13 protein-coding genes are annotated in these 14,236 nt (G+C 65.7%); 4 read left to right on the plus strand and 9 right to left on the minus strand.

Going from position 1 to position 14,236, the window contains the following annotated elements:
• The first annotated feature begins 1,048 nt into the window (after nt 1-1,048).
• Nucleotides 1,049-1,495, plus strand: a complete 447-nt coding sequence (locus ACTOWK_RS10300) for a carboxymuconolactone decarboxylase family protein (RefSeq protein WP_441330081.1) — start codon at nt 1,049-1,051, stop codon at nt 1,493-1,495.
• Between the two features lie 71 nt (nt 1,496-1,566).
• Here ACTOWK_RS10300 and ACTOWK_RS10305 read toward each other — a convergent pair whose 3' ends face one another.
• The 6 genes from ACTOWK_RS10305 to ACTOWK_RS10330 form a co-directional block, all read right to left on the minus strand.
• Entirely contained in the window at nt 1,567-2,781 is a 1,215-nt protein-coding gene (locus tag ACTOWK_RS10305) for an XVIPCD domain-containing protein (RefSeq protein ID WP_441330082.1), read from the minus strand.
• A 108-nt stretch (nt 2,782-2,889) separates the two neighbouring features.
• Nucleotides 2,890-3,552, minus strand: a complete 663-nt coding sequence (locus ACTOWK_RS10310) for an ankyrin repeat domain-containing protein (RefSeq protein WP_441330083.1) — start codon at nt 3,550-3,552, stop codon at nt 2,890-2,892.
• A 300-nt stretch (nt 3,553-3,852) separates the two neighbouring features.
• Nucleotides 3,853-4,800, minus strand: coding sequence for a hypothetical protein (locus ACTOWK_RS10315; RefSeq protein WP_441330084.1), 948 nt, complete (start codon nt 4,798-4,800; stop codon nt 3,853-3,855).
• A 97-nt stretch (nt 4,801-4,897) separates the two neighbouring features.
• Nucleotides 4,898-5,755: an NAD(P)H-dependent oxidoreductase gene (locus tag ACTOWK_RS10320; protein WP_441330085.1), complete on the minus strand. Its 858-nt coding sequence runs from the start codon at nt 5,753-5,755 to the stop codon at nt 4,898-4,900.
• A gap of 203 nt (nt 5,756-5,958) precedes the next feature.
• Nucleotides 5,959-7,251, minus strand: a complete 1,293-nt coding sequence (locus ACTOWK_RS10325; RefSeq protein ID WP_441330086.1) for an adenylosuccinate synthase — start codon at nt 7,249-7,251, stop codon at nt 5,959-5,961.
• Nucleotides 7,252-7,649: 398 nt separating this feature from the next.
• Nucleotides 7,650-9,392 (minus strand): hypothetical protein, encoded by a 1,743-nt coding sequence (locus tag ACTOWK_RS10330; RefSeq protein WP_441330087.1) that lies wholly within the window; start codon nt 9,390-9,392, stop codon nt 7,650-7,652.
• A 651-nt stretch (nt 9,393-10,043) separates the two neighbouring features.
• Between ACTOWK_RS10330 and ACTOWK_RS10335 the strand changes: the two genes are divergently transcribed.
• The 3 genes from ACTOWK_RS10335 to ACTOWK_RS10345 all read left to right on the plus strand — a co-directional run bounded on the left by ACTOWK_RS10335 (nt 10,044) and on the right by ACTOWK_RS10345 (nt 12,015).
• Entirely contained in the window at nt 10,044-11,015 is a 972-nt protein-coding gene (locus ACTOWK_RS10335; RefSeq protein ID WP_441330088.1) for an MBL fold metallo-hydrolase, read from the plus strand.
• Nucleotides 11,016-11,229: 214 nt separating this feature from the next.
• Entirely contained in the window at nt 11,230-11,472 is a 243-nt protein-coding gene (locus tag ACTOWK_RS10340; RefSeq protein ID WP_441330089.1) for a hypothetical protein, read from the plus strand.
• A gap of 72 nt (nt 11,473-11,544) precedes the next feature.
• On the plus strand, nt 11,545-12,015 hold the full coding sequence (locus ACTOWK_RS10345) for a group II truncated hemoglobin (RefSeq protein WP_441330090.1): 471 nt from the start codon (nt 11,545-11,547) through the stop codon (nt 12,013-12,015).
• Between the two features lie 67 nt (nt 12,016-12,082).
• Here ACTOWK_RS10345 and ACTOWK_RS10350 read toward each other — a convergent pair whose 3' ends face one another.
• The 3 genes from ACTOWK_RS10350 to ACTOWK_RS10360 are packed head-to-tail and all read right to left on the minus strand — an operon-like array spanning nt 12,083 to nt 14,230.
• On the minus strand, nt 12,083-13,228 hold the full coding sequence (locus tag ACTOWK_RS10350; RefSeq protein ID WP_441330091.1) for a protein-L-isoaspartate O-methyltransferase family protein: 1,146 nt from the start codon (nt 13,226-13,228) through the stop codon (nt 12,083-12,085).
• Between the two features lie 13 nt (nt 13,229-13,241).
• Entirely contained in the window at nt 13,242-13,988 is a 747-nt protein-coding gene (locus tag ACTOWK_RS10355; protein WP_441330092.1) for a hypothetical protein, read from the minus strand.
• Nucleotides 13,985-14,230: a hypothetical protein gene (locus ACTOWK_RS10360; RefSeq protein ID WP_441330093.1), complete on the minus strand. Its 246-nt coding sequence runs from the start codon at nt 14,228-14,230 to the stop codon at nt 13,985-13,987. Before ACTOWK_RS10360 ends, ACTOWK_RS10355 begins: the two co-directional genes overlap by 4 nt.
• Nucleotides 14,231-14,236: the final 6 nt, after the last annotated feature.

Raw genomic sequence — 14,236 nt, forward strand, 5'->3', positions numbered from 1 at the left:
TTCTGGAGAAGCTTTACAGGCGGCCGGTGAACTTCTCTATTGAGGACGTGCTTGCGGTGGGGTGATGCACTTGGATGTTGACTCCGCCTAACCAAAGAAGTTGCTTTGTTTTGAATCACAGGCCCGCGCGAGCGATGCCGACGCGGTGATTTTTCATACGGGACATCCTTGTCCCGATGAAAAAAGGCGCGCATCCCTGCGCGCCGCCCTCCGGGTCTTCGATTGCCTTCACTAGTCCGCGGCGACGCAAGGCAACGGCAACATTATTGAAGCGGCGTGCCGTCGCCGTGATTTCGATCTGCTTGGCTGCTCTGCTCTGCCGCATTGTCGGTTAATTGAAGACCCGTAGGGCGGCCCGCAGGGATGCGGGCCGTGCGCAAGCAGGCCATGGATGGCCTGTCTGGAGCATCCCTGCGTATGCATCGATCGCGCGGGCTTTGCCCTTGCAAGGAAGGCCTTTTCTTTGGTTAGCTTTGACCGAAGGAACTCCCTGTGGGACTTTTGGGCCAGCAAAAGAAAGTAACCCGGCCGCGTCAGCGGACGGAAGCTTTGCTCTTGATTGAGGCTTCTTAAGAAACAAGATCAAACGCCAAAAGCTTCCGCCACTAAAGCGGCGGAAGCTTTGGGTTTGATCCTGATTTTGATCCCGATCGTGATCCTGATCTTTCTTGAACCATACGCCGCAAGACCGTCACAGCGCGGTCGCGGCTCGCGCCGCTCCTACCCCGGCGAAAGCACGCCGCGCCGATGAGTGACGTCAGCCTTGTCGCCTCTGGGAGTCCCGCGGTCGCGGCTTGCGCCGCTCCTACCCTGGCTCCAGCCAGAAGCGGCGCGAGATTGGGGCCCTCGCGGTCGCGACTTGCGCCGCTCCTACTCCGATTGTTCACGGCTTCGAACAACGACGTCGGCGACGCGGTCTCCAAGCGTCCCGAACCTGCAAAAAAAGACGCCGCCCATGTCACGCCCCGCACCCGTGGTTCGTCAGACCAATGACGATGCAACACTCACCATCAAACGAGGACCGACGACCATGCAGACCCAGGCACGAATGAACAACCCCGCCCTGATCCTCCCGGACACGATGAAGGCGCTATGGGCGCTGAAAGCCTCGATCGAGCACAAGGGCGTCCCGGCTGAGACCCTGACTCTGGTCGAACTGCGCGCCAGCCAGATCAACGGCTGCGGCGCCTGTGTCGACATGCATGCGCGCGAGGGCAAGAAGGCCGGCGAGAGCGACGAGCGTTTGTTCGCGGTGTCGGCCTGGCGCGAGGCGCCGTATTTCAACGAGGCCGAGCGCGCCGCGCTGGCGCTGAGCGAGGCGTTGACCCGCATCAGCGACCGTCCCGATGCGGTCTCGGACGAGGTCTGGAACGAGGCCGCGCGACACTACGACGAAGCCGCGCTGGCCGCTCTGGTCGTGGCGATCGCCAACATCAACGTGTGGAACCGGCTCAACGTCGCGGTGAAGCAGCCGGCCGGTGCGTGGAAGGCCTGATCGGCGCGTAGCGCGGATAAGCCAACGGCGGCCCTGAGCCGCCGTTCGCCGTAACCGATGAAGGCTGAGGCTCAGCTCATCACGGCGCGGCGCGCCTCGGTCTGCTGCATCGGCGCTTCGGTCTGCGCAACCTGGGCCACGGCCGGCTGCTCGGCCGGTTGCGACAAGGCGCGCGATTGATCGAGAAACACGCGTCGGTTGCCCGGATCGTCCAGCCCGCCCTGGACCACGAAGAAACCGGCGCCGTTGTTGCTCGGCACCACGTGATCGATCCGGTCCATGCCGTGCGCGCGCGCATCGGATGCGGCATGGGTTGCGGCGTTGCGATAGCCCTGCTCGCCGTGGAAATCCAGGGCGCGGCTGTCGAGGCCTTGCAGGCCGCGCAAGGCCTGGCCGTACAAGGCGTGATTCGGGTGATCCGGATTGGCCGGCGACGTCGCCGAGTGCTCATCACGGCCGGAATGCAGCGGCGCGACCGCGGCGGTGCCTTGCGGATACAGGCTCGGCGAAGCCATTTCCTGCGCCTTGATCACCGCATCGATGTAGTGCATGTCGATGCCGTGCTTGATGCCGTTGCCCGGGATCATCCGCCGCCAGAACGATTGCGGGTCGGGATCGGGCAATTCGATCTTGTGGCCGACCGCGTCCGGCATCGCCCACTTCAAGGGAATGCTGTGCTCCTGCAGGTCGGTCAGGATTTCGTTCTTGACCGCGTAACGCCGGACCTGGCCGTTGTTCGCGACTTCTTCCTTGGCGCGGTCGGCATCGATGCCGATGCGTTCGAGGGTCTTGTCGTGCACGCCGGACGAATTGAAGGTCACCGCCGGGATGCCGCTGCTGATCGATGCGGCGCCGGCCAGGCCGCCGCCGAGCGAGTGGCCGGTGATGACGACCTGGTCGCCGAACGCGACGCGCGCTTCGCGCGCCAGCGCGATCGCCTGGTTGTACTGAGCGTCCTCGAGACCTACGCCCTGACGCAGATTGGTCAGCCAGTCCTTGCCTTCGTCGGTGCCGGAATAGGCGATGACGTAATGGCCCTTGTCGTCGCCGTAGATGCGCGCGAGGAAACCGCTGTCTTCGCTCTTCAGCGTCGACGGGTCGATGCCGGCGTCGCGCAATTGCTCGGCATTCAGAGGCTTGAAGCCGTCGGTGCCGGGACCTTCGTCGTACAGGTCGGCCATCAACCGCGCCAAGGTCTTGTCGATCGGCTTGGCGTCCTGGCCTCGGACTTGCTCGGCAAACGACGGTTCACCGCCGCTGGCGGGACGCGGGGACTGCTCGCTCATGATTCGATCTCCCTGAAATCTCTGAAACCCTTGAAACCCCTGAAGTACGGACGGGCGGCGCGGCGGCGATCACTCCCCTGACCGGCGCGCCACGCGCTGCGGCAGCGCTCAGCCGCCGCTTTCCACCGCAACGCCGTGCTCGCGCAACCACGCCACCAGCGCTTCACGATCCTGGCGGGTCTGCGCGTTCAGCAGGCTCGGCGGGGTCATGAACAGATAGCGTTGGAAGGTGACGTTCTGGCGATTGCGCGCGTCGGCGTCGGCGCCGGCCTTGAGCAATTCCAGCGCGCGATTGGGCTGGTTGATCTTGCCGGCCACGTGCAAGGCGGTATTGCCCAGCCGGTCGGCGTGATTCGGGTTGGCGCCGGCTTCGAGCAAGCGATGGAACTGCGCCGAGCGCTCGCCCATCAAGGCCGCGCTGAGCGGGGCCGAACCGTTGTCGCCATGCAACGTATCCGGCGCCGCGCCGTGCGCGAGCAGGACCTCGAGATAGGCCGGATCGTTGGCCATCGCCGCCATGTGCACGACGGTGCCGCCGTCGATGCCCGGCTCGGCCGGATCGGCGCCGGCGTCGAGCAAGGCCTTCAGGCCGTCGAGGCTTTGATTGAGCACCGCCCATTCGAGCAGGGTGACGTTCTTGTCGCCATGCGTCCGCAGGTCCACGCCCGCGGCCAAACGCCGGATGTCCGCGCTGTCGCCCGCGGCGACCGCCTCGGCCAACTCGGCCACGGCCGGATCGGCGAACACCTCATGAATATCGACTACTGCCATCTTGCACTCCTCCTGAGCACTGCCTACCCCATAAGCCCGCTGCGTGGCGGGACGTCGAACGACGCGCGCGGAACGTATCCCCTACCGTAGCGTCTTGCGACATACGGTGTCGTACCGTGGCTCGGGCAGCCTAGCAAGAACCGGGAGAGCCCGCAGCCGAGACGGACCGTTGTCACAAAACCGGGCGGGGTCGCTCGCACAGGACGATCCTGGCGCCGCGGCATGCCGCCCGCGTGACAAGACCTGAAGGCCGTCGCGACGGATCGGGCCGAAGCAACCCCTGGGTCAACGCGAAACGGCTCAGCGTGAATAGGCCTCGGCGCAGGCCTGCAGGCGCGCGACGCCACCCCATTGCTCGAACCGGCCCTGCGCCGCCTCGTCGATGCGTTGCGGCGTCATGAAGGGGTTGGCGGTGTCGCGGGTGCCGGGAAAGATCAGCACGATTGCCCGCGGCACGGTCCAGCCGCGGCCGCTGAACTCGCCGCGGCCGCGCACCTCGCGATAGTTGACCGGCAAAGCCCTACGGCCGAGCAGTCGGCCGTTGAGCGCGATCGAGGCTTCGCCGAGTTCGCGCGAAGGGCCGCTGTCGCCCACCACCACGAACACCGGCTGGTCGCCGCCCGGATTCATCGCTACCGCGAGGTCGCCGACCTTGGCCCGGCTGGAAAACGGCGACGGGCTCTTCGGAATCACCAGCGCCGGCGTGGCCAAGGCATCGACATAGGTCTCGATGTCGCAGGCATCGCCGCCGCTCGGCTTGCGCAGCGCGGTCGCCGAAACCAGGAAACCGTCCACCGCCGGGCAAGGCTTGCCGTCGCGGAACGGAATGATCGCCGGCGCGATCTTGGTGCGTCGCAACTGATCGGCCGGCCACCCGGCGGCGGCGGCCTGTTGCGTGGCGATGCGCCGCGCCTTCAATCCGGCGCTGGACAGACCGGCGCAGGCGTCGCTCATCGCATTGCACAGATTGTTGAGCGCGCGGGTCTCGCCCCAGAAATCCTCGACGCTGTAGGAACGGCGGGTGCCGTCGGTGTTGACGTTGAGCCCTTCGACGAACAACAGCGCCGAACCCTGCGGGTCGGACCAGACCGCAGTCTGGCCGCCGGGGGCATTGCCGTCGGGCTGCAGGAAAGCGCGGCTCATCCCGCATTCGACCGCGCGCGCCGGTCCGGCGGCGAGCAGCAGGCCGCAGGTCGCTGCGGCCGTCACCAGCAGTTTCTTGATGAACAGGTGCGAATGCGTGGCCATGGCCGTCTCCTGTGCCGACCACGAGGGAAACGGCCCCCGCGACGCGGCGCGGCCAAGTGCGCCGCGCCTGTTGCGCCCAACCATCGCGTCAGCTCGCTCAGTCGGCGACGACGCGGCGATGATCCAGATGCAGACCGAAGCCGCGCGCACCCGCGGATTCGAGCCCGGGCTTGAGCGTCATCGACGGCACCTCGTAATCGCCCGCGTTCTGCTTGCGGTACGGAATCGGCGCCTGCGTCCACAAGCCATCCAAGCGCTTGCGCAGTTCGGCTTCGGCGATGGCGTAACGTTCGGCATTGAGGCCGTCGCTGCGATAGACCACGAACGGCGGCAGCACCTCGAAGCTGGGGTAATACAGCACACCGTGGTTGATCGGAAACAGCAGGTCGTCGATGTCGCCGTTGATGCCGCGCGGGCCGTAGTGGTCGGCCCAACCGCCGGCGGTGACCGACAGCATCGCGCGCTTGCCGGCGAACTGGCCTTCGCCGTATCGGTCGCCCCAGCGCGTGTCGGAATGCTCGCCGACGCCATAGGCGAAACCGAAAGCGTAGACGCGGTCGATCCAGCCCTTGAGGATCGCCGGCATGGTGAACCACCACAGCGGAAACTGCAGGATCAGCGCATCGGCCCAGCGCAGTTTTTCCTGCTCGCGCAGCACGTCTTCGGTCAGCGCATTCGACGCGTACGCGCGCTTGGAACTGTTCACCACCCCGAGGCGTTCGCGCGGGTCGTGTTCGGGAAAGTCCTCGGCGTCCACGATGGCCTTCCAGCCTTGCGCATACAGGTCGGTGACCTGCACCTCGTGCCCGCTCGCGAGCAGATGCGCCCGCATCGTGTCCTTGAGCGAACCGCTCAACGAGGCCGGCTCGGGGTGGGCATAGACGATCAGCACCCGCTTGGGGCGCTGCGGCTCGGACGGGAGGTTCGACGGTGCTTGCAGCGTATTCGTGGACATGGCCTAAGGCCTTTGCGTAGGGATGGCTTACCTTAGCCAATCCCATCATTCCGCAGTGACGCATTTTAATCGACGCTGCGCGTCGTATCAGGCACCAATCGAAACGGGACCGGGCGACGCTTCGCGCCGTCCGAACGCCCACGAAAAAGCCCCGCTTTCGCGGGGCCTCTTCGTTCATCGCATTGGATGCCGATCGACGGGGCTTACGCCCAGGGATCGCGCAGCACCATGGTGTGGGCGCGGTCCGGACCGGTCGAGACGATGGCCAGCTGGCAACCGGCCAGCTCTTCCAGCGCACGCAGGTAAGCGCGGGCCGCGGCCGGCAGCTTGTCCCACTCGGTGATGCCGTGGGTGTTCTCTTCCCAACCCGGGAACTCCAGGTACACCGGCGTGCACTCGTCCCAGCCGGCAGCGTCGAGCGGCGCGTATTCGGTGCGCTTGCCGCGGTATTCGTAGGCGATGCAGATCTTCAGCGTCTTCATGCCGTCGAGCACGTCGAGCTTGGTGATGCACAGGCCGGTGATGCCGTTGATCGCCACCGCACGCTTCAGCGCGACGATGTCGATCCAGCCGCAGCGGCGCGGCCGGCCGGTGGTGGCGCCGTATTCCTGGCCGCGGTCGCGGATGCCCTGGCCGACTTCGTCGTCGAGTTCGGTCGGGAACGGGCCGCCGCCGACGCGGGTCGCGTAGGCCTTGGCGATGCCGAGCACGTAGTCGATCGAGTCCGCACCGACGCCGGTGCCGGCGAGCGCGCCGCCGACGGTGGTGTTGGACGAGGTGACGTAGGGATAGGTGCCGTGGTCGATGTCGAGCAGCGAACCCTGCGCGCCTTCGAACAGCACGCGCTTGCCCTGCTTGCGCAAGTCGTGAAGGATGCCGGCGACGTCGGACTTCATCGGCTCGACGTATTCGCCGAAGGCCAGCGCCTCGTCCAGGGTCTGCTGGTAGTCGACCGCGTCGACGCCCAGGTAATTGGTCAGGACGAAGTTGTGATAGTCGAGCGCGGTGCGCAGCTGCTCGGCGAGCTGGGTCGGGTAATGCAGGTCGGCGACGCGGATGCCGCGGCGCGCCACCTTGTCTTCGTAGGCCGGGCCGATGCCGCGGCCGGTGGTGCCGATGGCCTTGCCGCCGGCGGCCTTCTCGCGGGCCTGATCCAGGGCGATGTGGTACGGCATGATCAGCGGCGTGGCCGGGCTGATCTTGAGGCGCGAACGCACTTCCACGCCGGTTTCCTCGAGCTCGCCGATCTCCTTGCGCAGCGCGGCCGGGCTCAGCACCACGCCGTTGCCGATCAGGCAGAGCGCGTCGTCGCGCAGGATGCCCGACGGAATCAGATGAAGGACGGTCTTCTTGCCGCCGATGACGAGGGTGTGGCCGGCGTTGTGACCGCCTTGAAACCGCACGACGGCGCCGATCTGCTCGGTCAGCAGGTCGACGATTTTGCCCTTGCCTTCATCGCCCCATTGGGCACCGAGAACGACGACTGACTGACCCATGACCTTGTAACTCCTGCGCTTGCTGTGAAAGCGGCATTGGCCGCGAGGCGACCGCCCCGACCCAGTCGCAGCCGATGCCGCGCCACAGGGCCATGAACGGAAAAAAGCCGGCGGGGATGTCCCCGGCCGGCTTTTGTGCATTATCCGGGTTTCGATAGGCCAAGGCCACCCCAAATCGGTCCGGATTGGGCGGTCGGGGCAAATTGACGCGATTCGTTCATGGATCGGAACCGACCCGCCCGCCTCTGTCCCTTCGCCCCGGCCGGCCCGGGCCCGCCTCCCTGGGCCTCCCACGCAGATCAAAACGCGGGCCCGGCCTTGCACCGGGCCCGCAGGCCGCCGGGCGGTCCGACGCGCCCGGCGACTTCAACCGCTCAGGCCATTACTTGCTCAGGCCATCACTTGCTCTGGGCGTCGCGCTGGCGCGCGTCGACGTAGTCGTCGATGCCGTTGCGGTCCTTGTCCAGACGGCGACCGCTGAGCTGGTAGTAGGTCCGCGTACTCAATGCGCCGCGGACGTAGGCGCGCTTCTCCGGGTCCCAATAGGTCGCGTTGGGGTCGACGCTGTTGGCGGTGAAATACACCGTGGTCGACGGGAACAGGTCGATGTTGGTGCCCGGACGGCAGTCGGCCGTGTCGGGACCGGCGGTGAAGCGGTCGGCCTGGCTCTTCTTGCAATCGTCGGCGGTGATGACCTCATAGACGTGACGGGCCTGGCCGACCTTGGCGATCGGCACACTCAGGCCCTTGCCCTGCGACAGGCTGGCTTCGCGCACCAGGGAGCGAGTGGTGTTCGGCCAGGGCTCGAACGGCACGCCGAGGAAGTCGGCGATGCGGCCGTTGACGACCATCTGGTCCAGCGCCAGCACGCGCGGCAATTCCATCATCTGCAGGTCGCGCACCACCAGCGGCGCGGCGGCGAGGTTGAACACCCCGAGGTTGAGGTTGCCGATGGTGTCGAGCGTGCCGGCATCGAAAGCATGCAGACGCGGGTTCAATGCCATCGGGTTGCTCGCCACGTCGCGCAGGGCGATGTCCTTGATCACGATCGGGTTGAGCGTCGACAGGCCGAAGTTCACCCCGGCGAACGAAGCGCCGATGTGGAACTTGACCCCGCCCGGCGCCTGCCCCGGCGGTCCCGGCAGACCGACGCAGCCGCCGGTGCCCCAGCCCGGATTCGGCGTGCTCCATTTGACCGTGTAGGGATAGTAGGTGCCGCCCTGGAAGATCTCCGACGGCCCGATCGGACCGATCACGGTCGGGTTGATCCACGGGCTGTTGCAGCCCGCATACGCCCAGTCGATCACCGGCGGCGTGGCCGACGGATACAGCACGCGCAGGTCCAGGCTATGCGCCGGCGCGGCGTTCGGATTGACCAGGTCCCAGTTCCACATCGTCTGCAGCGACAGGCCGACGTTGGCGGCCAGCACCGAGAATTCGTGATCGCTGAAATGCCGGCGATAGCCGGCGCGGTCTTCGGCGGTCAGGCTGCCGCCGGCCGGCATCACGTGATGTTTGTAGGTGTCTTCGCCGGTACCGACGATGGTGTTGTGGGCCAGGCCGTAGTTGTGGCCGGCTTCGTGCGCGGTGGTGCCGCCGATCGAATTGGCCCAGCGGTCGAGCGTGGAGTTGGCGCCGTTCAAGGCGCCGCCGGGACCGCCGGTCCAACCTTGGTAGGTGCCGCCCCAGACATAGGAATAGTCGACCGCGGTCGGGTCGTTGGTGTCGACAGCCTGGGCGAGGCCGAACAGACCGTCGGTCATGTTCGCCTTGGTCGTCACCGCCACCACGTTGCGGCGGGCGAACGTCGCCGGCGGCAGCGCCGAGCCCGGAATCACCTGTACGTTGAACTCGCAGTAGTCGAGCTCGACCACATGGCTGACCGCATCGCGCAGCGCGACCGTGGTGCCGGTGTAGCTGGGCAGATCGACGGCGGTGAACGGCGCCGCCGGATTGGTGGCCGAGGCCGCGGAGAAACCGAACGACGGAAACGCCAGCGGCGCAGTCGGATAGACGAGGTAAAGCTTGTTGGCTTTGTTGGACGGGTTATAAGCCGGACAAGTGGCGGCCAGCGCCGACCCGCTCAGCGACAACAGCGCGAGCGCGAGCGCGGTCCGCCGCAGTTGGGACGATTCCTTCATGACGCTACTCCATAAGCAGATGCATGGATGTGCGTCGCTGCGAAGCACCGGGCCTGCCGGACTTGGACGGCCCGACGCCATCTGCATCGACGGAAACGGCGTGGCCTGCGGTCCGGCGGCATCCCCTGCCTGACGACCGCGCCTGTTCGCCGCCCCCCGGTTCTAGACGCATACCTACCGCCGCGACAGGTCGAAACCGGGTCGAAACCGGGACAGCGCGGGAAGGATTCGCAACGCGACCGGCGAACCGCGAGCAACAGTGATGCGGGTCTCCGGGCGGGTTTGATGCGCGTCGTGGAGGGGAGAGATTGGGTGAGTCGCGAAACGAAGCATTTGCGGCTGGTCGCGATGGCCGGTTCCGGATCTTGATTGCGTCAGCCGCAGGACGTAGCCATTGGGCGGCCATGTTTCCGACCGGTTTCTCGCCAGCTCCTCGTCTGTCTCGCAATGCCGTCATGGCCCGCTGCGGTCCAAGCGGGTCTCCGGACGGCTCCGTTCCATGGCACGCACCGTTTGATGCCTCGTGTCGACAAGCGCGCGCCTCTGACCGATGGTGAGCATCGCCTGTTGGCCGACATACCCGTGTATAAGCTCTTCGAGCTGCGATGCCGGTCATCGCCAAACACCATCGCCCTTCTCGAGAACATCTTGATGACTCGCACCTACCGTTCTGCCTTGGCCGCCGCCTTCCTGGCCGGCACGATGCTCTCCGGATGTTCGGAGCCCAAGCCTGCCGCAACCGACGCGTCCGCCCCGGCTCCGGCCCCGGCCACGCCCTCGGCACCGCAGCAAGCGACCCACCCCGACGTACTGCGCTTCCGCATCGGCACGCTCGACGCCGCGGCCTTGAAAGACGGCGACATCGAGACCGTCAACGACGGCAAGACCTTCGCCATCGGCCAGCCGCTCGATCAGGTGAACGCGCTGCTGACCGCCGCAGGTGCGCCGACCGACACGCTGCACCTCAGCATCCAGCCCTTGCTGGTCCGCAGCGGCGCGCGCATCTTGCTGTTCGACACCGGCGCGGCGGATGCCTCGTTCGCGCACGCCGGGCGCTTGCCGGCCTCGCTGCGCGCGGCCGGCGTCGAGCCCTCGCAGGTCACCGACATCTTCCTCTCGCACCAGCACCAGGATCACGTGGGCGGCCTGCTGACGCGCGAAGGCGCGCTGGCCTTCCCCAACGCGGCCATCCACCTCTCGGCTCCCGAATGGAAATCCCTGAAGGGCGACCGCGATGCCGCCGCGCTGGTCGCCGCGATCACGCCGAAAGTCGCGACCTTCCAGCCCGGGGCGTCGATCGTTCCCGGCGTGGTCACCGCCGTGGCCGTCGACGGACACACGCCGGGACACAGCGCTTACGAAATCGCATCGGGCGACGAACGTCTGCTCTACCTCGGCGATACCGCGCATCACTATGTGATCTCGGTGCAGCGCCCGGAATGGACGGTGCAGTACGACATGAACGCACCGTTGGCCCAGACCAGCCGGCGCGCGCTCCTGCAACGCGCCGTCGACGGCAAACTGCGCGTCTACGCCGTGCATTTCCCCTTCCCGGGGCTGGGACACATCAAGCCCCAGGGCGACAGCTTCGTTTGGGAAGCCGAGCAGGGCGCCGCTCGCTGATTCGCCACGGACGCCGCGCGCGCATTGCGATCATCGGCACTGCGCGCATGGCGTCGACGAACCGGACTGTGCGCATGACGAATGTCGTCTACAGCAACAACTGGCGGCTTGATGATCGCAGATTGTAGAAAGTGGCCCGTCCCTACTCCGGCGGCACCGATCACGATGGTTCATACGCATCGCGCCAGCATGAAAAAACGGGCGGACGAAAGACATGCTTAAAATTCTCGACAAGATTCCCGGCCACTATCCGCGCGCACAGATCTTCTGCTTTCTATTCTGGCTCGGGGCGATGATCAGCATGGCGATCGCCGCAATCAGTATGTTGGCGGCGTGGCGACTCGGAATCGGCGCAGCCTTCGTTCTGACAGGAATTTGCGCAACAGGCTTGTTGGGATGTGTCATTTGGTATTTCGTTGAACTGGTTACCGGCCGCATCACGCCATGGCGACGATAAGCTCCATGCAGCAGTCTCATTGAGCCTGTAGTCCCACGTGGCCCAGCCACCTCACCGAATCCAGACGACGTCATGTCCGAACAACACATCCCTTCCCTGTACGACTGGCTCGGCGGCATCGATGCGCTGAACCGGCTGACCGATCGTTTCTACGAGCACGTCAAGGCCGACGCGTTGCTCGGGCCGGTGTTCGAGCACATGGGCGCGGATCATCCGGGCCATGTCGCGACCTTTCTCGCCGAGGTGCTCGGTGGGCCGGACGATTACAGCAAGCAGCACGGCGGTCATCCGCATATGGTCCAGCAGCATCTCAACCGCCATCTGAGCCAGGAGAAACGGCGGCGTTGGGTGGGCCTGCTGTTGGAAACGGCGGACGAGCTCGGCATGCCCGACGACCCGGAGTTCCGCTCGGCGCTGGTCGGCTATCTGGAATGGGGTTCGCGCCTGGCAGTGATCAATTCGCAACCCGGCGTGACGGTCGACCCGCAGGCACCGATGCCACGCTGGGGCTGGGGCGAGGTCAAGGGGCCATACACGGGTTGAGCCTCTCGCTGTTGTCGTTCCGCGCGACTTCGCAGGTGCCCGGCGATGCACGAATCTATCTCAGCGCCTAGGCGCTCAATTCCCATACGACACGCGAAGACAACGCTCCGCTGCCAAGGCCATCCGACATCAGTTCTAGTTTGGGCAGCAAGCTGGCGCCCCGCCGCATCGCTTGCTCCCAACGATCCATCGCCGCCAGCAGGCGCGAACAGGCGCCCAGCCCTCCGCCGCCATAGACCCCCTGGCCGGTCAGCAATGCGAAGCTGGCGTCGCGCTCGTCGTGAATGCCGAACGACACGGAGCTGCCGGAGCCCGGGTGATGAATATCGAACAGACAGAAATCCGGCGCCGATACCGACAAATAATGCCGCAAGCGCAGAAAATAACTCGACAACTGGTTTTCGCGCGCCGTCGCAAGCAGTTCGCCCAAGGGATGGTGCTTCGCGGCGGCGAGCAATTCGTCCTTGGAGATCCGCTTGCGCAGCACGGGCGCCGAAATCGAATCCACACCCGGCACGGACAAGGTGTAGCGACCGAAAATAGCGCGGCCGATCGAACGCTCTCGCACGAAGATCGCCGTATAGTCTCCGCCTCCGGGAATCGCCATCGCCAGGGCGCAGCGCCCGCCCTCGGCCCAGCGGCCGGCAAGCCATTGCGGCACCGCGCTGGCCGAGGTCGACACGATGACGTCGAACTCAGCCTCGCTCAACGCGTCCGGCAGGCCGCCGCATTGGTAGACTTTCGTATCGCCAAACCCCGCCTCGAATAAGGCCGCATTGCTGCTCTCGACCAGCGACGGGATGATCTCCGTGCCGGCGATCAAACTCGAAGAGGGCGCGAGACAAGACATCAAGGCCAACAACCATCCGCTGGCCGAGCCGATCTCGAGCACCCTGTCGTTCGGTGCGATCTGCAGCCTCTCCAGCAGGTCGAGGATGAAGGACGGCGTCGATTGGGCGGAGGAGAAAATCCCGTCGTCGGTCTCGACCAACGCCAGCGCCCTGTCGGAAAAAATCAGGGCTGCCGCTTCGCGGCTCCATTCGCCGTGGTTTTCCAGCCAGTCGCCGCCTCGGACCTTGAAGCGCTTGACGAAGCGGTGACGGGGGCAGCGCGTAAGCGCCGTCTGCAAGGCCGGCGTATAGGGCATTCCGCGCTGTCGCTGCAGGCTGTCGACGAACCCGTCCCAGGTCGGTGCCGGCGCGATACTGTCCATTCGGTGGGGTCTTTCAACTCACCGCGAACCGCTGTTCGCCGACCTCGGCCATGGTCAGTCGATTGAAGAAGGACGAGCGCCTGCGAACCAGGTCGCCGACGTAGTTCGAGTGGCCGCTTTCGCACCAATCGTTGAGCAGGCCCGTCGTGTAACGCAGGTGATTGCGCTCCTCGCGTGCGAGGATGCGCAGGATCGCATCCATCTTCCTGGACCGTTCCTTTGAGCAGATGGCGCGTATCACCGGTTCCATCAACAGTTGATGAAGCCGGGTCCTGAATTCGCCCAGGTTGATCTGCACGACTTGATCGATGATGAAGTCGGTTTCGAGGGGTTCGCTCGCGGGAACCTCGTCGTCGAGCTTCAGCCTCGGGGAAACGGCCAGCAACTCGCGGCGCTGCTCCTTGCTGACCGCATCGGGAAAGATCGTGTCCACCAGGGAGATGTACATGACGCTGTGGCCGGATTCGTCCACCGCGTGCTGCTTGAGCAGCGAACGTATCCTGTCGTCCGCCACCCCACCGGCCAACTGCCAAAGTTCCAGCGCCCCGGACGCCTCTTTGGCGGCATTCGAGATCAGGCACTGGATCAGCCAGAACGGATTCGAGGACAGGTTTCGAAACGCATCGCCGTACCAGGCCTGCGAGTACGGCGGCGGATCGTCTTCGAACGCCGCCCGGAGGTGCTGGCAATACGACGGGTAAGCGCCAACACCTCCGGAATCGTGCAGTTCGCGGTCCAGCAGCTCGTGCAGGACCTTCATCCCACGACGTCCGGCATCGGTCCGTTGCAGGCGATGAAGGGCGCCATGCCCGGCACGTCGAAGGGCGTCTCGCTGATCTTGACCACACCGTTGTTGAGGGCGATGAAATCGATCACGACTTTGTCGCCGGTGACGATGCCGGCCAGCCTTACCCCACGGCCGCCCGCCAAGGTCGCCAAGGCCTTGGCCTGGTCCGGGCTCAGATCGAAACTGATGGGGGGCATGCGTTCTTTGTCTTTCATGAGCAA

The sequence above is a fragment of the Lysobacter sp. CA196 genome (assembly GCF_052078695.1).
GTDB lineage: Bacteria > Pseudomonadota > Gammaproteobacteria > Xanthomonadales > Xanthomonadaceae > Lysobacter.